General features: G+C 68.8%; 15 protein-coding genes. 9 read left to right on the top strand and 6 right to left on the bottom strand.

All coding sequences use genetic code 11. The annotated features are described in order from the left end of the window. Together WPS_RS05125 and WPS_RS05130 are read right to left on the bottom strand one after the other, a co-directional pair. Positions 1-552 (bottom strand): DUF4337 family protein, encoded by a 552-nt coding sequence (locus tag WPS_RS05125; protein WP_317996779.1) that lies wholly within the window; start codon positions 550-552, stop codon positions 1-3. Beyond that, positions 549-1802 carry a carbon-nitrogen hydrolase family protein gene (locus tag WPS_RS05130; RefSeq protein ID WP_317996780.1) on the bottom strand — a complete coding sequence of 418 codons (1254 nt, stop codon included), beginning with the start codon at positions 1800-1802 and terminating at the stop codon, positions 549-551. The genes WPS_RS05125 and WPS_RS05130 overlap by 4 nt, the downstream gene beginning before the upstream one ends. A gap of 126 nt (positions 1803-1928) precedes the next feature. On the opposite strand from WPS_RS05130, the gene WPS_RS05135 reads away from it, so the two are divergent. Further along, positions 1929-2411: a hypothetical protein gene (locus WPS_RS05135; protein ID WP_317996781.1), complete on the top strand. Its 483-nt coding sequence runs from the start codon at positions 1929-1931 to the stop codon at positions 2409-2411. Positions 2412-2496: 85 nt separating this feature from the next. Here WPS_RS05135 and WPS_RS05140 read toward each other — a convergent pair whose 3' ends face one another. Continuing rightward, the gene (locus WPS_RS05140; protein WP_317996782.1) at positions 2497-3894 is read right to left on the bottom strand and encodes a copper amine oxidase N-terminal domain-containing protein; all 1398 of its coding nucleotides are present in this window, start codon (positions 3892-3894) and stop codon (positions 2497-2499) included. Positions 3895-4132: 238 nt separating this feature from the next. Here WPS_RS05140 and WPS_RS05145 point away from each other — a divergent pair, with 238 nt between their 5' ends. After that, complete coding sequence (locus WPS_RS05145) at positions 4133-5623, top strand: phytoene desaturase family protein (RefSeq protein ID WP_317996783.1); 1491 nt, start codon at positions 4133-4135, stop codon at positions 5621-5623. Positions 5624-5626: 3 nt separating this feature from the next. Here WPS_RS05145 and WPS_RS05150 read toward each other — a convergent pair whose 3' ends face one another. Beyond that, positions 5627-6022, bottom strand: a complete 396-nt coding sequence (locus tag WPS_RS05150) for a thioesterase family protein (RefSeq protein ID WP_317996784.1) — start codon at positions 6020-6022, stop codon at positions 5627-5629. A 130-nt stretch (positions 6023-6152) separates the two neighbouring features. Here WPS_RS05150 and WPS_RS05155 point away from each other — a divergent pair, with 130 nt between their 5' ends. The 7 genes from WPS_RS05155 (at position 6153) to WPS_RS05185 (ending at position 16954) form a co-directional block, all read left to right on the top strand. Next, on the top strand, positions 6153-7628 hold the full coding sequence (locus tag WPS_RS05155; protein WP_317996785.1) for an efflux RND transporter periplasmic adaptor subunit: 1476 nt from the start codon (positions 6153-6155) through the stop codon (positions 7626-7628). Continuing rightward, positions 7629-9269 (top strand): TolC family protein, encoded by a 1641-nt coding sequence (locus WPS_RS05160; protein ID WP_317996786.1) that lies wholly within the window; start codon positions 7629-7631, stop codon positions 9267-9269. 12 nt (positions 9270-9281) lie between these two features. Beyond that, positions 9282-10412 carry an Lrp/AsnC family transcriptional regulator gene (locus WPS_RS05165; RefSeq protein ID WP_317996787.1) on the top strand — a complete coding sequence of 377 codons (1131 nt, stop codon included), beginning with the start codon at positions 9282-9284 and terminating at the stop codon, positions 10410-10412. Beyond that, positions 10412-12067 carry a peptide ABC transporter substrate-binding protein gene (locus WPS_RS05170; protein WP_317996788.1) on the top strand — a complete coding sequence of 552 codons (1656 nt, stop codon included), beginning with the start codon at positions 10412-10414 and terminating at the stop codon, positions 12065-12067. Before WPS_RS05165 ends, WPS_RS05170 begins: the two co-directional genes overlap by 1 nt. Positions 12068-12158: 91 nt before the next feature. Beyond that, positions 12159-13682 (top strand): peptide ABC transporter substrate-binding protein, encoded by a 1524-nt coding sequence (locus WPS_RS05175; protein WP_317996789.1) that lies wholly within the window; start codon positions 12159-12161, stop codon positions 13680-13682. Between the two features lie 11 nt (positions 13683-13693). Then, entirely contained in the window at positions 13694-15310 is a 1617-nt protein-coding gene (locus WPS_RS05180; RefSeq protein WP_317996790.1) for an ABC transporter substrate-binding protein, read from the top strand. Between the two features lie 54 nt (positions 15311-15364). Beyond that, entirely contained in the window at positions 15365-16954 is a 1590-nt protein-coding gene (locus tag WPS_RS05185; RefSeq protein WP_317996791.1) for an ABC transporter substrate-binding protein, read from the top strand. Here the strand turns inward: WPS_RS05185 and WPS_RS05190 are convergent. Next, positions 16951-18396 (bottom strand): glycosyltransferase 87 family protein, encoded by a 1446-nt coding sequence (locus WPS_RS05190; protein WP_317996792.1) that lies wholly within the window; start codon positions 18394-18396, stop codon positions 16951-16953. The genes WPS_RS05185 and WPS_RS05190 overlap by 4 nt on opposite strands. After that, positions 18359-19231 (bottom strand): site-2 protease family protein, encoded by an 873-nt coding sequence (locus tag WPS_RS05195; protein WP_317996793.1) that lies wholly within the window; start codon positions 19229-19231, stop codon positions 18359-18361. Before WPS_RS05195 ends, WPS_RS05190 begins: the two co-directional genes overlap by 38 nt. Positions 19232-19237 lie beyond the last annotated feature (6 nt).

Consider the following 19237-nt stretch of genomic DNA (forward strand, 5'->3'; position numbering starts at 1 on the left):
TCAGCGCGTCAGTCCGTAGAGAAAGATCGCCACGCCCGCGAACGACGCGATCGCGGCGGAGACCGGCAGCAGGCGCGAACCGACCAGCGCCGTGATCGAGACGAGGACGATCGAGACCTCGAACAGCGTCGTGGCGATCTCGATCGTCTCGTGCTGCGCGAGGAGCCGTTCGGATCGCTCGTTCATTCGCGTCGCGTCTTCTTCAAAACGATGCGCTTTCTCGAGCAACGGCGGCCCTTTTGCGTTCTCGCGCGTCGCGTTCGCGCGCAGCTTGGCCGCGTCGCCGCCGGCATTGACGCCGGCGTCGAGCGCCGACTGCGCGACGTAGTACTTCAGCCGCCCGGCCTGATACTCGGCGTACGTGTCCGAGGCGTGCGTCGTCGCGACGATCGCGTCGTTCTTCGCGATGATCGCGGCGGTGGCGCGGACGTTCGCGAGATACCCGCTGAACGCGGCCAGGACCGCGAGCGCGGCGGCGACGATCGGGACCCAGCGCGGCCCCTCGTGCGCCGACGCGTGCCGCTCGTGCGCGTCTTCGAAGGCTTTGCTCATCGCGCCGCAGCCGCGAGGCCGGCGGTGCGCTGCAGGCCTTCACGCACGTCCGTACCCGGAGCGACGTTCCACGCCAGCGTGCGCCGGCGGTCGTAGGCGAACGCGGCGAGTTCGAAGCCGTCGAAGGTGCCGGCGACGACCGCCCCGTCGGGGTCGACGGCGAACGCGCGTTTCGCCGACGTGTCGAGCACGACGACGTACGCCCGCAGTTCCGCTGCGCGGGTGCGCGCGAAGCGCACGATCCAGCCGGCGTCGATCGACGCGTGCCAGACGAAGAGCGAGACGCCGTCGAGCCGAGGCCCGACGAGCGCGCGCGGATCGAGCACCGCTTCATCGTCGACAATCGCGACGTCGTCGCGCTCCGGCGCAGCGTGCGGATCGATCGTGAGATCGGCGTCGGCGACTCCGGCGAGATCATGCAGGGCCGGATCGACCGCGGCGGCGATCGCGATCCGCGCGACCTCCGGGAGCGGGGTGCCGCGACGGCGCGTCACTCCGGCGGGCGCCGCGTCGCGATGGACGGGCGACGGGCCGATCGCGATCGTCGCGCGCACGATCTCCTGTTGGTCCTGGGAGGCGAGCGCGACGACGGTGCCGTCGGCCGCGACGATTTGACTCTTGCCGCAGTAGACCACGCTGCGCGCTTCGACGCCGACTTTATTGGCGGCGACGAGCGGGACGCCGTTCTCGCGAGCACGGACGGGAATCATCAGATCGGCCTGGATGTTCTCGAGCGCCAGCGGATCGCGGCCGCTCGAGACCCACGCCGTCGGCACCACCAGTACCTCGGCGCCGCGATCGACCAGCGTGCTCGCGATCGTCGGGATCCGCCCGTCCGCGCAGATGAAGACGCCGAGCCGGCCGAGCGGCGTGTCGACCGGCGTCAGCGTGTCGCCCGCGGTGAACCAGCGGCGGTCGAAATGCCAGAGGAAACATTTGTCGGCGAAGCCGGTCACGCCGTCCGCGGTGACGACGTACGCGCTGTTCGCGATGCCGCCGGCGACCGCGCGCGCCCCGCCGTACACGATCGTCGCGCCGCTGCGAGCTGCGATGCCGATCACGTCCTGCGCGGCAGCTTCCAAGAGACGCGGGTCGACCGCCTCGTTGCCGATAACGTACCCAGGAACTGTTCCTTCGGGGATCACGATCAGCCGGGCTCCCGATGCGGCTTCCTCGATCTGCGCGAGCAGTCTGGGCCACCGCTCGGAGAACGCGGCGCGATCGTGCGCACGCGTTTGCACGGCGGCCACGGGTGTCGGATGTGCACTCACGAAAGTTCTGCTCTCAACCAGGGGATTCGCTGCAATGAGGGACGCGACGTGAAACGTCTGATTGCTTGTGTTTCGCTCGTTACCGCCGCGACCACTGCGGCGACGGTGCTCGCTCCCGCGAAGCCCGCCGACGCGGCGGGGCACCACGGGAAACCCGTTGCCCAGGCAAAGTGCCGGGTCGCGCCGGCCGACGAGTATTTCGGGAAGCTCAAGATGAGCATCCTCGGCATCCGCAATACGATCAAAGATCAGGGCCTGAAGGTCGACTATCAGCCCGACAAGGCGGAGACGACGTTCAATGCGATCGCGCTGACCGAAGACGCGATCCACGACTGGGAGCACAAGTATCCGTGCGACTCGTGGCTCCCGGGAACCATCTACGCGCTCGAGCACTACTACGCCAAGATTCACACCTCGGACGGCGTCCGGCACGTGCACGCGACGTATGCGTGGCTGCGCCGCGACTTTCCGCGCGCGCGGATGATGCAGGTAGCGATGCGTGAAAACAGCACCGCCTCGGCGATCCCGCCCGCGGGCGCCGCGGTGGTGACGACCGGCGGCGTACCGGCAGCGTCGCCGGCGCCGTAACGGCGATCGCCTCCGGCGTCGAAAAGGAAAGGCCCCCGGCGCAGCGCGCCGGGGGCCTTTCCGCAGTTCGTGGGCGAGTGACCGCTTAGAACTTGATCCCGAGTCCGACGTATCCGCCGGCATGCGACGCATCGGACGGCGAAAGGTTCTTGCCGCGGATGGTGTCGCCCAGGAATCCGGCGTCGAGGAAAAGCCCCGACGAACCGAGGTTCAAGGTGCCGCCGATCTGGTACTTGAGGAAGCGCTGCTGGAACTTGGCGGTGGTGCCGACGAGGTTCGCGGGAGCGCCGCTCGGGAAGGTGAAGTTGCCCGAGATGCTCGGGTAGTACCACACACTGCCGTAGATCGATAGCGTCTGGTCGAGATCCGGAAGCTTCTCGGCGCCGAAACCGAAGCCGTTCTGCTTGGGATACCCGTAGTTCTCCTCACGGTGGAGGTAGCCCACGCCGATGTAGATGCGCGGGTCCGCGACCTTGAGGGCGAAGCGACCGTCGAAGTCCGTGTCACGCGCGGTGAACGACGGCACGTTGGTCTGGCCGTAACCGCCGATGACGGTCACGCATCCGACACGACCCGAGGCTCCGCCGGGCGAGCACGGAGCCGGTACGGTTCCGAGTTCGTTGGGCGAGAAGTCGTTGTTGTGCGGATAGCTGTACGAGCGGTAGTCGCCTTCGAGCATCCAGGGGAGGCCGAACGCGGGGAACTCCACCGCGCCGCGGGCCGCATACGAGCCGCCCTTGCCGGTGTTGCCCGGCGAGAACTCGTTGTAGACCTTCGGCGAGAAGATGTAGTCACCGACGATGAAGTGCTCGTACGGATTCTTGGCGACCGGGGTCGGGCTCGGCGACGGCGTGGGAGCCGGCGTCGGGGTCACGACCGGAGCGGGCGTCGGGGTGGGGCTCGGCGGCGGCGACGGCGGGACCTGCGGAACGTAGCGCACCACGACGATGCGGCGATCCGGGACCCACTGAACATACGCGCCCATGCCTTCGGAGATCACGCGGACCGGTACGACGACCGAACCCTTGTAGATCTCGGGAGGCACGTCGAGCGGACGGCTCTCGCCGTTGATGACCACTTCCGGACGGCCGACGGTCACTTTGACGTCGGAGCCGGGCTTCGAAACGTCAACCGTCTTCGAGGCAGGGTCATAGGAGACCGTCGCGCCCATTTGCTCGAACATCGAGCGGAGCGGGATGAGGATGGTGTTGCCGCGCACCAACGCAGCGAGGACGCGGTTCGCCTTCAGGCGGTCCGGCTTCGAATAGACATGCCGGTCGTTGAAGAGGATCGGGACCTCGCCGGAAGGCGGCGTGCCGAAGTCAGCGGGCGGCATCGAGCCGGTCATGGCTTGGGCGACCTGTGCAGGCGCGAAGGGTCCAATGTTGCCTTTCGCCTGTGCAGAGCCGGCGGCCGAGACCGACGTCGTACCGATTCCAACCGCGACCAGCGCGGCCAGGAGCCCGGTGCTCAGTCGTTTCACGTAATACTCCCTAGCTAAGGTGTTGTGGTAGAGAAGGGCGTTGGCACCGGCATAGCCGGTCCCTCACGAGGAGCATGCGAGGTTCACTCGCTTGCTCAGCCGTGAAGGAACTACCCATGCATCGGTGCTGCTAATCACGAGGACGGCCGCGAGGCCGCCATCTGGTCCCATTAACGCCGGTCGATTGCTCCGGGTTCCGTCCGGGCACCGATCGGTCTTCGGGACCGTCAGCCTGTCGATGCGCTTTACACGCGAAACGCACCCCTCCCCGCGCTTGCGGAGCGCCGACGTCGTTGTGATCGGCGCGGGTGTGTCCGGGCTCACGGCGGCCGCGCTGCTCGCCGCAGGCGGGGCGCGCGTCCAGGTGCTCGAGCGCCACACGGTCCCCGGCGGCTGCGCATCGTTCTATCAGCGCGGCGGCTACCGCTTCGACGTCGGCGCAACGCTGGTCGGCGGCTTCGGCCCGCGCGGGGTCCATCGGCTTTTGTTCGAGCGGCTGCGCGTTGCGCTCGAAGCGATCCCGGTCGAGCCGTCAATGATCGTCCACCTGCCCGACGGCGACGTGGTGCGCTGGGGCGACGAGCGCTGGAGGGGCGAGCGCATAGGGGCCTTCTCGACCGCAAGCGAGCCGTTCTGGAAGGTACAGGAGCGGATCGCCGACGCTGCCTGGTCCTTCTCAACCCGCTTCCCGGCCTTGCCGCAGGATGCCGTGTCGATCGGCGCGCTCGTCCGCGCCGCGAGCCCGGCGCTCGCTCCGGCCGCCGGGGCGCTCGGAAAGACGGTCGGCGACCTGATCCCGGCGGACGCGCCGCCCCGTCTGCGTACCTTCCTCGACGCGCAGCTGCTCATCACCGCGCAGGCCGACGCCGCGTCGACCGATCTGGCGTACGGGGCGACCGCGCTCGACATGGCGCGCGAGGGGACGTACCATCTCCCCGGCGGGATCGGCGACATCGCGACCGCGCTGGCCCGCGCCGTGCGGCGGTATGGCGGCGAGATCGCCTACGGCGTCGCCGCCGAGGCGGTCGCGACGGAACGGGGCCGCGTCACCGGCGTCCGGCTCGCCGACGGGTCGACGATCGCCGCGCCGCAGGTGGTCGCCGCTGTCCCGGTCTGGGATCTCGTGCGGCTCACCGGCGCGGCGGGCCGGCTCGCCGAGGAAGCCGCAGCCCTACCGCAGCGCTGGGGCGCGTTCACCGCGTACCTCGGCGTGCCCGCCGGAGTCGGTGACGGGGGCGCGCTCCACCATCAGGTGGTGCTCGATGCCGGCGCGCCACCGGGCGAGGGGAACACCGCCTTCGTCTCATTCAGTGCCGAGGGCGAACGGATGCGCTCGCGCGGCGGCGGCCGTGCATTGACGCTTTCGACCCATACCGACGTCGCCCGGTGGGAGCGTGCCGCGCGCGACGGGACCGCCGGCGCCCTGACGCAGGCGTACGCGCAGCGTCTGCGCGCGGCGCTGGAGCGCGCGGTGCCGGGCGCGTGGGACGCTGCGACGGTGCGCGAGTTCGGCACACCGGCGACGTTCGCGCGGTATACCGGCCGTCATCGCGGCCTTGTCGGCGGGGTGCCGCAGACGCCTGCGTACGCCAATCTGCGCGCGCTCGGGCACCGCACCGGCATCGTCGGATTGTTCCGCTGCGGCGACACCGTCTTTCCGGGCCAGAGCACCGTCGGCGCGAGCCTCAGCGGCGTCGCGGCGGCGCGGGCCGCCGGAGCGCGGATCTGAACGCTAGCCGAGCTTCTCTTCGAGCCGCTCGCGGAATTTCTCGCGGGTGGCGACGTAGCGCTCGTGCGTCCCTTCGGCGATCTTCTCGCGTTCGTCGAACGCGGTGAAGGCGTATTCGACCCGCCGTCCTTCGACTTTGAGCACCTCGACCTCGGTGCGGACGATCAGCCCGACGGGCGTCGCCGCCAAGTGGGTGAGGTCGACATGGGTCCCCAGCGTGATCTCGCCGTCGTCGAGCAGCGGCGCGACGCACTGCATCGCCGCCTCTTCAACGAGTTGCAGCAGCATCGGCGTGGAGAGCACGTCGACGCCGCGATTGCCGGCCTTTTCGGCCGTCATCCACTCCTCCACCCGCGTCTGGCTCTGATAGGTCCTCCCCACCTCGATCTTGCCGCGCATCCCGGGCCACCTTACGACCGGCAACCGGACGAATCATTTTCACGTTCTCGCGGGTAATGTGCTCGGACGGCAGCGTCGCTGTGCGCGCTTCCGAGCCGTTTTCTCAGTTTCGATCGGTAAAAGGAGCACCATGACAGGGAGTCAGCGCGCGTTGCTGGCCGCCGCGATCTCCGTGGTCGCCCTCGCCGCATGCGGCAAGGGCGGCGGCGCGGCGCGCAATCAGGGGCCGCCGCCGTTGGCGGTCGACATCGCCACGGCGCAGCGTCAGGACATCGCGACGTACGTGACGCTCGACGGTCAGATCGCGCCGGTGCAAGAGTCGACGCTGAGTTCGCCGCAGTCGGGCAACGTCGTCGCGGTATACGTGAACGAAGGCCAGCACGTCCGCGCCGGCGAGCCGATCGCGAAGCTTGACGATTCGACTCTGCGCGCCTCGCTCGCGCAGCAGCAGGCGATCGTGCAGCAGAACGCGGCGCAGCTGAGCTCGGCGAACCTCCAGGCTCCCGTCACCGCGGCGCAGGCGTCGAACACGGTCGTCACGGCGCAGCAGCAGTTCGCCGCCGCGCACAACAGCGTGCAGACCGCGCAGGCCGCGTATCAGAGCGCGAAGTCGACCTACGACGCCGACGCGCAGCTGCTCAAACAAGGCTACGTCGCGCAGACGCAGTACGATCAGGCGCGTTCGCAGTACGTCTCCGCTCTGCAGGCGCTCAACAACGCGCGCGAGAGCGAACGTCAGGCGCGGGTCGCGCTGCGCGCCGCGCAGCAGCAGGGCGGCAACGCCGTGCCGATCCAGCGCCAGCAGATCGAAGTGAACCGCGGCCAGCTCGCCGCGGCGCAGGCGCAGGTGCATCTGCTCGAAACGCAGATCGCGCAGACCTCGATCACCGCGCCGTTCGACGGCTTCGTGACGCAGCGGCTGCTCGATCCGGGCGCGTTCGCGAGCCCCAACCAGCCGGTCGCGCGCGTCTCGCAGATCGCGAACGTCTACATCAACGTCAACGTCCCCGACGACAACCTCGCGTACGTGCGTACCGGGACGCCGGTGACGTTCACGAGCTCGAGCATCCCCAACCGCACGTTCCGCGGCAGCGTGATGGACGTGAACGCGACGCCGACGCAGGGAACGCTCTCGTACCGCGCCCGCGTGCGGGTGCCGAATCCGGAGAGCCTGCTGCGCGGCGGGATGCTGGTGAGCGTCAACGTGCGCAAGGAATTCCATCCCGGCGCGATCGTCGTGCCGCGCACCGCGGTGTTCCAGACCGAGAACGGCGCCAACGTGTTCACCGTCGTCGAACCCGAGGCGCCTCCCGGCGGCGCGGGCGCCGGCGGTGCGCCGGGCGGCGCCGCCGGCGGCGGTGGCGGAGCGGTCGCCAAGGGGGGACCGGCTGGTGCGGCCGCCGGAGGCCCGCCTCCGCCGAAGATCATGCAGGCGAAGCAGGTGCCGGTGCAGATCGGCCTGCAGACCGATACGCTCACCGAGGTGCGCGGCGCCGACGTGAAGCCGGGAACGACCGTGATCACCACGCGGCCCGACGCGCTGCAGGATAAGAGCGTCGTCGCGATCTCCGCCCCGCCCGGCGGCGGTCAGCGCAGGGGACAGTAGATGATCGGTCGCCCGATCGCGCGCGCCTTCGCCGGCGTCGCGCTGACGACGCTCGTCCTCGCGCAGCAACCGGCGTTCGCGCAGTCGCCCGCCTCGCCCGCACCGTCGAGCACACCACGTCCTTTGGCGAGCCCGACACCGTCGTCGGCGGCGGGGACGCCGGCGCCGGGAGCCCCCGCAGGCACGGGCGCGAACCCCTCCGGCAGCCGGGCCGCGATCAACTCCACGCAGCTTCCCGATCTCGCGCCGGCCGGCGAGGCCTCCCCGCTCCCGTTCCCCGCGTACGGCACGCCGGCGCCGGTCTCGCCGGTGCGCACCGTCGCGGGCGTCCCGCAGACGGTGACGCTGCAGCAGGCGGTGCTGATCGCGTACGCGCGGTCACCGGTCCTCGCCGCGGCGCGCGCGCAGGTCGAGATCGCGACGGCTCCCGTCGGGCTCGCGCAGAGCGCGTTGTTTCCGTCGGTGAGCGGGACCGCGAGTACGACGCGCACGCACCGCCAGGCCGGGACGTCGTCCGGCACGGGCACGAGCGGCTTGGGGAGCGGCACGACCACCACCGGCAGCGGCAGCGGGCTCGCGCCTCAGAACGTCACCAGCAACGTGTTCAACGTGCAGCTTGCGCAGTTGATCTTCGACGGCGGCCGCGTCGCCGCGCAGATTCGTGCGGCACGCGCGACGCAGTCGGCGTCGATCGCGACGTATCAGCGTCAGCTGCAGACCGTCGCGTTCAACGTCGCGACCGCGTACTACAATACGCTCTCCGCGCAGCGCCAGACCCAGGTCTCGCTCGCGACGGTGCGCCTCGACCAGGTGCAGGAGAACCTCGTCGCGGCGCAGATCCGCGCCGGGACCGCGGCGAAAGCCGACCTCGCGACGGCGCAATTGCCGACGGCGCAGGCGCGCGTCGCGGTGATCCGCGCGCAGGCCAACGAGCGCGTGCAGTTGGCGACGTTCGCCAACACGCTCGGGCTTGACGCCGACATCGCCGTGCAGCCGAAAGACGACGTACCGTCGCTCAGTGCGACGTCGGGGACCCTGCAGGTCGCGCCGGCGTTCCCGACGCCGGCCTACGAACAGGCCGTCGCGCGCGCGCTCGCGCTGCGCCCCGACCTCGTCTCGGCGCAAGAGAACGTCGCGTCGCTGCGGGCCGGCCTGCGCGCGGCGAAGCTCGGCAATTTCCCCTCGATCAACGCGACGGGATCGTACGGCACCAGTTCGAGCGACGTCTCGGGCGGCAACTTCCGCAACAGCGGCTCGATCGGGGTCGCGCTCAGCGTGCCGATCTACGACCGCGGCGTCACCCGCGCGCAGACGGCGCAGGCGCAGGGCCAGCTCGACCAGGGCGTCGCGCTCCTCGCGCAGGCGCAGCAGGGGGTCGAACTCAACGTCCGTACCGCGCTCGTCAACCTGATCTCAGCCTACGCGGCGCTCGACCAAACCAACGCCGAGCTCGCGAAGGCGCAGGAAGTCCTGCGCTCGACCGAAGCGCAGTATCGCGCCGGCGTCACGACGCTCCCGCTGCTGCTCAACGCCCAAGTCGGGATCACCCAGGCGCTCACCGACGAGGTGACGGCCGTCTACACCGTGCGTCAGGCGGAACAGGCTGTGCTCTACGCGGAGGGCGCGAACGCCGCCGGGTGAACTCCCGGCGACATGACTTCGACGGCTCCCGTCTGGATCGACGATCCGACCAACGCGGCGATCCTCGCGATCAGCGAGGATCGCCTGCAGGGCTTTCAACTCGACCCGTTCGGTGAGATCGCCGAACGCAGCGGCATCGACGTCGCGACGGTCCTCGAACGGATCGTCGCGATGCTGCGTTCGGGGACGATCCGGCGCGTGCGGCAGACGCTGATGGCGACGAACCTCGCCGACGGCTCGCTGTGCGCGTGGCAGGTGCCGCCCGAGAGACTCAACGATGCGTTCGAGTGGCTGTTTCGCGAAGATCCGTTCTCGGGCCACGTCGTGATCCGCACGACCGACACCGCGACGGTCGGTTCGAACTACCGGCTGTGGACGACGCTGAAGGTGCCGCAGGGCTACGACATCGCCAAATACGCTGCGTTTCTCGCGCGCAAGATCGGCGCGGAAGCGTATCGATTGATGCCGGCCAAGTATCTCTTCGCGCTGGGCGTCGGACACGTGCGGCGCAAGGGGATGGAGCCAGGCGCGCGCGCCGACGTCCTCGCGGAGGTGAAGGACACACACATCGTCCAGCTCACCGATCTCGAATGGCGCGTGCTGACGGCGGCGAAGCGCGAGTTCGCGCCGGACGAGATCGTGCGCGATCTGTGGCGCGCCCGCGCGGCGGAAGCCGGCGTCTCGCTCGACGAGTTCGAGCGGATCGCCAAGGAGTTGAACGCGCGCGGCGTGATCGGACGCTTCTCGACGTTCCTCGAGCACGTGAAGCCGAACGAGGCCGCGGGCGGCGCGCGGGTGACGCGCTACAATGCGCTCTTCCACTGGAAGGTGCCGCAAGGACGCGAGATGGACGCGGGCCGCGAGGTCGGACGCCACTACATCATGACGCATGCGTACTGGCGCGACGGCGGCCCCGAGTTTAAGGGCGTGAACATCATGGGCGTCGCGCACGGCACGGAAAAGGAGACCGTGCTAGCGCACAAGGCGGCGATCGACGAGCACTTGCGCGAAGCGGGGATCGGCTTCGACTACAGCAACGTCTTTTGGGGCGGGCGCAGCGAGATCAAGCCCTCGGAGATCGCGCCGCAGGCGTTCGCCGATTTCTGCGCCGCGCAGGGGATCGATCCGGAGACGATGCGCTGATGCGCCCGCGGCTTCTCGCAGCGGGAGCGTTGATCGGGCTCGCTCTTTCCGCATGCGGCGGCGGTGAGAGCGGGCCGGCGTCGGGCGACGGCGGGACGGGCGGATCGAACGACCGGCTCGTCGTCTCGAGCATCTCCGATCCGAAAGGGCTGAACCCGGCGTTCGCGACGGCCACGCCGACGCTCGAACTCTCGGCCCTGCTCTTCTCGTACGCGGTGCGGTACGACGACAAGGCGCGGGCCGTCCCCGACGCGGTCTCGGAGATCCCGTCGATCGCCAACGGCGACGTGACCGACCGCGGGCTCACGATCAAGTACAAATTGCGTCACGGGATCAAGTGGCACGACGGGCAGGGCGACCTCACGTGCAACGACATGAAGTCGACGTGGAAGATGATGGTGAACCCGAAGAACATCATCGACACGACGGTGGGCTGGAACTCGATCCGGGACATCGACTGCCGCGATCCCTACGTCGCGGTCGTCCACATGAAGACGGTGTACGCGCCGTTCCTGCAGCAATTGTGGGGCGTCAACGGCAACTCGCCGATTCTCCCCGCGCACATCATCGACAAGTACAACGACGCGAACGGAAGCATGAATCAGGCGCCGTTCAACAGCGCGCCGGTCGGCAGCGGTCCGTACAAGTTCGTCTCGTGGCAGCGCGGCAGCCGGATCCGGCTCGAGGCGTTTCCGCAGTACTTCCTGGGCAAGCCGAAGATCCGCGAGATCGTCTACAAGATCGTCCCCGACGGCAACACGCTCACCACCCAGGTGCAGACGCACGAGGTGCAGATCGCGTGGAACCTGCCGGCCGCGCAGTACGGGCAGCTGCAGAAGGTGAGCGGCGTGCGGACGATCGCGCCGGTCGTCTACGTCTTCGATCACTTCGATTTCAACCTCACCCGGCCGATCTTCGCCGACGTGCGCGTCCGCCGTGCGCTGACGCATGCGGTCGACCGGCGCTCCCTGCTCGAAAAGGTGCAGCACGGCCTGGGGGAACTCTCGCCGACGTTCATGGACCCGACGCTCTACAAAGACGCCTACGATCCGACCGTGATGCAGTATCCGTTCGATCCGTTGAAGGCGAAGGCGCTGCTCGACGAAGCCGGCTGGCGCACCGGCGCGGACGGCGTCCGCGCCAAAAACGGCCAGCGGTTCGCGTTCGAACTCTCGGCGACGGTCGAATCGAACACCGCGAAGGCGATCCAGCAGCAAGTCATCTCCTATTGGAAAGCGATCGGCGCCGACGTCACGGTGAAGAACTACCCGACGACGCTCTACTTCGATCAGACCTCGAAGGGAACGCTGGCCGGCGGGAAGTTCGACGTCGCGATCTACGCCTGGTCCGGCGCCGCCGACATCGACCAGAGCGCGATCTACTCCGCGCACTTCATGCCGCCGCAGGGTCAGAACTATCCCCGCTGGCGCAATGCGCGCGCGACCGCCGCCATGGACGACGCAAACGCGACCGTCGATCAGGCGCGAAGGATCCGGGATTATAAGATCGTCCAGCAGGAGTTCGCGAAAGACGATCCGTCGATCATCCTGTGGTTCCGCCGGGACGTCACGTCGTACCCGGCGGCACTCAAGGGGTTCACCGCGACGCCGGTGATTACGATCCCGTTCTGGAATCCGTGGGCGTATCATTTCTAGCCGCCGGCTGAGCGCCGCGCTGCTCGGCGCGGCGCTCGTCTCGCTCCCCGCCGCACCGGGCGCACAAGAACCCGCGCGCCATCCGTGGACCGTGCCGCACGTGCTGCGCTACGCGACCGGGGAAGACATCGTCGGGCTCAACCCGCACCTCAACCCGCAAGTCACCCTCGCGCTGATGAGTTCGCTGACGATGGCGTGGCTCGTCCGTTACGACGCACGCAACCGGCCCGTCCCCGAACTCGCGACGGCGGTGCCGTCGCGCGCGAACGGCGGCGTCTCGGCCGACGGCACGACGATCACGTATCACCTGCGGCGCGACGCGAAGTGGTCCGACGGCGTCCCGTTTACCGCCGAGGACGTGCGCTTCTCGATCGACGTCGTGCGCAATCCCAAGAACAACGAGTCGACGCACGAAGGATTCGATCTGATCCGGTCCGTCGACACGCCGGACCCGTACACCGTCGTGCTGCACCTGACGCGGCCGCACTCCTCGTTCTACGTCACCTTCGGGTCGGCGTACGCCCAGCCGTGCATCCTCCCCAAGCATCTGCTCGGGTCGCTGGCGAGCATCAACGAGGCGCCGTACAACGCGCTCCCGGTCGGGATCGGTCCGTTCAAGTACGCATCGTGGCAGCGCGGCGACTCGGTCACGATGGTCCCCGATCCGCTCTACTTCGGTCGCAAGCCGAAGCTGCAGAAGGTCGTCTTCAAGATCATCCCCGACCGCAACACGACGCTTACCCAGCTCACGACGCACGAGATCGACCTGTGGAACCTCACGCCGTCGGCGTTCTACGATCGCGTGCGCGTACTGCCGGCCGTGCGCGTCTCGCGGCAAGCGTCGTATCTCTACAACCACATCGACTTCAACCTGCAGCATCCGGCCCTCGCCGACCCGGCGGTGCGGCGTGCGCTGCGGCTCGCGATCGACCGGCGCACGATCCTGGCGAAGATTCGCCACGGCGTCGGTATCCTGCAAGAGACCGTGCTTGCGCCCGGGCACCCGTTCCACATCGACGTGCCGCTGATCCCATACGACGTCGCGGCCGCCAACGCGATGCTCGACGCGGCCGGCTGGGCACGCGGCGCCGACGGCGTGCGGACGAAACGCGGCGTACGCCTCGAGCTCGATTTCGCAAGCGGCTCGGGGCTGCCCGACACCGACGCGATCGTCGAACTGATCCGCGCCTCGTGGCAGCAGATCGGCGTCGCGATCGAACTGCGCCACTATCCGTCGCAGCTCTATTTCGCGCCGGCGAATGCCGGCGGGATCGTCTACGGCGGCAAGTACGACGTCGCGATCTTCGCGTGGCTCGTCAGCCCGAGCGGAAATCTCGAGAACCTCTTCGGCTGCGACCGCTTCCCGCCGAAGGGGGCGAACACGGTGCGCTACTGCAGCCCCGCCGTCGATCGCGCCTTCGCCGCGTTCGACCGCACCTACGAACCGGCGGCGCAGCAGCAGGCCGCGCGCTTTTTTCAGGAGCAGCTGGTGCGCGACGTGCCGACCGTCGTAACCGACGCGCGCGAAGACCTGTTCTCGTACAACGACGACCTGCACGGCTTTCACCCCAACCAAGTCACGCCGTTCGACGATCTGGTCGACGCTGACATTTGAGGAGGATCGCCATGGTCACTCGCAGGCTCGTCTCCCTCGCGGCCGCGCTGGCCCTGCTCGCCGCGCCGCTCGGCGCCGCCGAACCGGCGCGTCACAATGCCTCGACGATCCCGCACACCCTGCGGATCGGCGACACACAGGACTTCGACAACCTCAACCCGTTCTTCGCCACCGCGCTCAGCCTCGGCAACCTCTCGCAGCTCACGATGGCGTACCTCGCGCGCTACGACCGCGCGAACCGGCCGACGCCGGAGCTCGCGACGGTGATTCCGACCAAGGCGAACGGCGGGATCAGCCGCGACGGCAAGACGATCACGTGGCATCTGCGCCGCGGCGTGAAGTGGTCGGACGGCGCGCCGTTCGACGCCGACGACGTGGTGTTCTCGACCGCCGCCGTCAAGAATCCGAAGAACAACGTCGTCGGCCGCAACGGCTGGGACCGCATCATGCGGGTCGACGAGCCCGACAAGTACACGGTGGTCTTTCACCTCGATCGCCCGTTCGCCGACTACCTTCCGACGTTTTTCGGCTCGGCCGGCGCGAACCCGTGCATCCTGCCCAAACATCTGCTCGGCGATCTCCCCGAGATCAACGACGCGCCGTACAACGCGAAGCCGGTCGGGATCGGACCGTTCCGCTACGTCGAGTGGGCGCGCGGCGATCACGTGACGCTCGAGCGCAATCCGTACTACTGGCGCGGCCTGCCGAAACTCGAGAAGGTCGTGCTGAAGATCATCCCCGACCGCAACACGCTGCTGACGCAATTGCAGACGGGCGAAGTCGATCTGTGGGCGTACGTCCCGTCGGCATACGTGGAGCGGGTCACCGCGTTGCCCGGGATCGCGTCGCAGCGGCATCCGAGCTTCCTGTTCAACCACATCGACTTCAACACGACGCATCCGGGCGTCAGCGATCCGGCGGTGCGCGCGGCGATCCGGCTGGCCACGGATCGTGCGCTCATGCTGCGCAAGCAGAATCACGGCGTCGGGATCCTGCAAGAGAGCGAGATCAGCCCGGTCAACCCGCTCTACACGCCGATCCCGCCCGTCCCGTACGACCCCGCGCGCGCAAACGCCCTGCTCGATCGCGCCGGCTGGAAGCGCGGGCCTGACGGCGTCCGGCAGAAGGACGGGAAACGCCTCGAGCTCGAGCTCGGAGCGTACACCGGCAGTCAGGACGTCGACTCGCGGATCGAACTGATGCGCTCGATGTGGCAGCCGCTGGGTGTAACGCTCGACGTGAAGCGCTACGCGATCGCGAAGTTCTTCCAGCTCACCGGCGGGATCATGTACGGCGGAAAATGGGACATCACGCTGTTCGCCTGGCAGCTCACGCCGACCGGTGACCTGAACAACACGAACAGCTGCGCGCTCATCCCGCCGAACGGGCAGAACGTGACGCGTCTGTGCGATCGGACGCTCGAGTCGCTGCTGGGTCGATTCAAGGAGACGTACGACGAGCCGGAGCGGCGCGTGCTGCTCGGCAAGATCACGCGGCGGATCAGCGAGCTGGTGCCGTTCTTCGTCCTGTGGGTTTCCGAGGACGTCTTCGCATACAACCGCGACCTGACGGGCTTTCATCCCAACAACACGACCGCGTTCGACGACGTCATGAACGTCGACATCTGAACGCGCACCCCATTCGAGGTATTCCTACCGGTGAAGAGATCGTTCGCTGCCGTCTTGACGGCCGTCGTGCTGCTTGCGACGCAGGCCGGCGCCGCCGAACCCGCGCGGCACAACTCCACGACCGTCCCGCACACGCTGCGCATCGGCGACACGCTCGACTTCGACAGCCTCAACCCTCACCTGGCGACCGCGCTCACGCTCGGCTACCTCTCGCAGCTCACGATGGCGTACCTGGTGCGCTACGGGCACGACAACAAGCCGATCCCGGAGCTGGCGACGAGCGTCCCGACGCAGGCGAACGGCGGGATCAGCCGCGACGGCAAGACGATCACCTGGCACCTGCGGCGCGGGGTGAAGTGGTCGGACGGCGTGCCGTTCGACGCCGACGACGTTGTCTTCTCGACGAGCGTCGTGAACAATCCGGCCAACAACGAAGTCGGCCGCGACGGCTGGGATCAGATCGTGAAGGTCGACGAGCCCGATAAGTACACCGTCGTCTACCATCTGAATAGGCCCTACGCCAGCTATCTTCCGACGTTCTTCGGCTCCGCCGGAGCCAACCCGTGCATCCTGCCGAAGCACCTGCTGAGCAATCTTCCGAACATCAACACCGCGCCGTACAACAGCAAACCGGTCGGAATCGGACCGTTCCGCTATGCGGAGTGGGTGCGCGGCGATCACGTCACGCTCGAGCGGAACCCGTTCTACTGGCGCGGTCAGCCCAAGCTCGAGAAGGTGATCTTCAAGATCATCCCCGACCGCAACACGCTGCAGACGCAGCTGCAGACCGGCGAGGTCGACCTATGGGCATTCGTCCCGTCGGCGTACGTGGAGCGCGTCACGGCCTTCCCGAACGTCGCCCACACGCGCGCACCCGGCTTTCTCTACGTCCACGTCGACTTCAACACGTCGCACGCGGTGCTGAGAGATCTCGCGGTGCGCGAGGCGCTGAGGTACGCGACCGATCGCAAACTCCTGCGCGACAAGCAGAACCACGGCGTCGGCATCCTCCAGGAGAGCCCGCTCACGCCGGTGAGCCCGCTCTACTCGCCGATCCCCGAAGTTCCGCACGACGTCGCCAAGGCGAACGCGCTGCTCGACCGCGCCGGCTGGAAACGCGGCCCGGACGGGATCCGCGCCAAAAACGGGACGCGGCTGGAACTCGACTACGGTTCGGTCGCCGGGAGTCAGGACATCGATGCGCGGATCGAACTGCTGCGTTCGATGTGGTCTCAGATCGGCGTCGCGCTCAACGTGAAGCACTACGCATCGCCGCAATTCTTCCAGGTGACCGGCGGGATTCTCTACGGCGGAAAGTGGGACGTGACGTCGTTCTCGTGGCAAGTGACGCCCGACTCCGACCTCAATCCGCAGAACGCGTGCGGCACGATCCCGCCGAAGGGTCAGAACGTGACCCGGCTCTGCGATCGGCAGCTGGACGCATCGCTGACGGCGCTGAAGGAGACCTACGACGAGAAGCAGCGCAAGGCGCTCGTCGCCAGGATCACGCGACGCGTCAGCGAGCTCGTGCCGTACTTCGTGCTGTGGATCTTCGAAGACGTGCACGTCTTCAACCGCGATCTCGCCGGCTTCCACCCCAACGCCACCACGCCGTTCGACGACTTCATGAACGTCGACATCTAGGCGCCGCGGCGCGCGCGTCGGCTGCGCGCGTCTAGGACGATTGCGAGGCCGAGTACGATGCAGCCCGCCAGGGGCAGCGCACGCAGCGCTCCCCAGGCGGGCTGCGCGGTGTCGAGGCCGGCGGCGTGCTGCTCCGCTTCCCACACCGCGCTCGCGTCGGCGCCGGCCGGCGCGCGAAAGCCCGCGGGGAGCGCATCCGGCCACGTCGGCGCCGGCGCGGCGATCGCGAGCGGGAGCGCGGCGGCGAGCGCGATCGCGAACGCCGCGAGCGGAGCGGCGTCCGCGCGCTCGCAGCGCGCGCCGATGCCGAGCGCCGCGAACGCGCACGCGACGGCGAGGCCTTGCGCGAAGATCTGCAGGTGCGCGGGCTCGCGCTGCGCGAGCCCGAACCAGTCGACGACCACGAGAGCGGCGGCGATCCCCGCGAGCGCGCGGGCGCGGCCGGTGCTGCGTACCGCGAGGACGAGCAGCGGGATCGTCTCAACGACGAAGTCGTGTTCGTGAAAGAACGGGATCGCCAGCGGAAGCGCGGCGATCCCCAGCAGCGTGCCGTCGAGCGGCGTCAGCTTCGCGAGCACGGTCGCGAACGCGACCGCTGCGAACGCGGCGAGCGCGCACGCGGTGCCGAGCGCCGTCGCGGCCGGTGCCGCGGCGCCGAGCGCCCACGCGACGGCGGCCGGCGTGTGCTGGATCGAGACGAAGCGCTCGGCGGCGCCGTGCGAAGCGAGCCGGCGCACGTACGCCGCGAACCCTTCGACCCCGCCGCCCGCCCACAGCGTCAGCAACGCGAACGCCGCGAACCCCGCTCCCGCGGCGGCGAGCGCCGCTCGATCGCGCATCCGCGCGATCAGCGCCAGCGCGAGATTCGGCTGCATCCCGGCGAGCAGCACGCCCGCCGCCGCCGCGACGGGCCGCATCCGTTCCAGCGCGCACAGTGCGAGCGCGATTCCGGCGGCGGCCGGCAAGGCAGCTTGACCCAGCGCGATGTCGCTCGTCGCGGGTCCGCCGATCAGCGCGAACGCGAACGCCGCGAGCAGCGTACGCACGCGCGTCGCTCCGGCCACCGCGAGCATCGCGAGGACCAGCGCGCCGACCGTCGCCGCGACGATCCCGCTCCAGATGCGCACCGCGACCGGATGCGGCAGACGCGCGAGCGCGCCGAACAGCGGGAGCGCGGCCGCGGGCCCCACGTACGGGAGAAGCTCGTCGCGCGAGGAATCGACGCCGACGATCGTGCGCTCGACGCGCGACACGCCGCGGCCGTAGGGATCGCCGCCGGCGTTCCACGTCGCCCCGGCGGCTTCGTACGCCTCGAAGTCGCGGGCATAGGGCCCGGAGGTCGGCGGCGGGCGGAACAGCGTGAACGCGAGCAGGATCGCGATCAGCGCGCCCGCGAGCGCGAGACTACGTCGCAGGGGGGACGTGCTGCGTCGCGGCCGCACCCGCCGCGCAGATCGCGAGCAGACCGAAGTAGGAGATCGCGAGGATCGCGCGCTGTGCGCACGACCCGATCCGCTCGCGCGGATCGATCCGGCCGCGAAACGCCGCGATCGCGCGCGGCAGCGAACTGAAGAGGACGAATCCGAGGATCAGCACGGTGAACGCCGACGGAATGTGACCCAGACGCACGACGTCGTAGCCGAGCCACGCGACGATCAGCACCGCGCCGAGCAGCCACAAGCGGCCGTCGATCGCCCCGGCGATGCGGCCGCCGTCGAGCGGGTAGGCCGGGATCAAGTTGAACAGGTTGATGAAGAAGCCGACGTACGCGGCGGCGATCCAGAAATTGTGGTCGAGCGAGACGGCCGGCTGCGTCGCCGCACCGTACGCCCAGCAAATCGTCGACGCCGCGACGCCGAAGACCGGGCCCATGATCGCGCCGATCGCGTTGCGCGCAGGATCGGTGCTCATCGGCGTGCTCACGAACGCGCCGAGGCCCGGGATGAACATCGGCAGCGAGACCGGCATCCCGAAGTTGCGGAACGTGACATAGTGTCCCATTTCGTGCACGAAGATCAGCGCGACGAAGACGATCGCGAACTTCCAGCCGAACAGGAGCGCGTAAAACCAAAGCGACACAAACACCGAGCCGAAACTCAGCAGCAGTTTCGGCGCGAGGATGAGCCACTTGAACGCGAACAGCGCGCTGAGCAGCGCTTTGAACTTGACCGCTAGAAGGCCCAGCGCGACGAGCGCACCGCCCAGTGCGCCGCCGCGCTTCTTGGGCTGCGGGGGGGACGGCGCGAGCGGCCGGTACGGGTCGTCGTCGGGATGCATCGACCG

It is taken from the genome of Vulcanimicrobium alpinum (assembly GCF_027923555.1).
Lineage (GTDB): Bacteria > Vulcanimicrobiota > Vulcanimicrobiia > Vulcanimicrobiales > Vulcanimicrobiaceae > Vulcanimicrobium > Vulcanimicrobium alpinum.

Bases quoted from the DNA above. Each gene is read 5' to 3' on its own strand.
- WPS_RS05125 (WP_317996779.1), bottom strand. From the start codon at position 552: ATGAGCAAAGCCTTCGAAGACGCGCACGAGCGGCACGCGTCGGCGCAC.
- WPS_RS05145 (WP_317996783.1), top strand. From the start codon at position 4,133: ATGCGCTTTACACGCGAAACGCACCCCTCCCCGCGCTTGCGGAGCGCC.
- WPS_RS05150 (WP_317996784.1), bottom strand. From the start codon at position 6,022: ATGCGCGGCAAGATCGAGGTGGGGAGGACCTATCAGAGCCAGACGCGG.
- WPS_RS05155 (WP_317996785.1), top strand. From the start codon at position 6,153: ATGACAGGGAGTCAGCGCGCGTTGCTGGCCGCCGCGATCTCCGTGGTC.
- WPS_RS05160 (WP_317996786.1), top strand. From the start codon at position 7,629: ATGATCGGTCGCCCGATCGCGCGCGCCTTCGCCGGCGTCGCGCTGACG.
- WPS_RS05165 (WP_317996787.1), top strand. From the start codon at position 9,282: ATGACTTCGACGGCTCCCGTCTGGATCGACGATCCGACCAACGCGGCG.
- WPS_RS05170 (WP_317996788.1), top strand. From the start codon at position 10,412: ATGCGCCCGCGGCTTCTCGCAGCGGGAGCGTTGATCGGGCTCGCTCTT.
- WPS_RS05180 (WP_317996790.1), top strand. From the start codon at position 13,694: ATGGTCACTCGCAGGCTCGTCTCCCTCGCGGCCGCGCTGGCCCTGCTC.
- WPS_RS05195 (WP_317996793.1), bottom strand. From the start codon at position 19,231: ATGCATCCCGACGACGACCCGTACCGGCCGCTCGCGCCGTCCCCCCCG.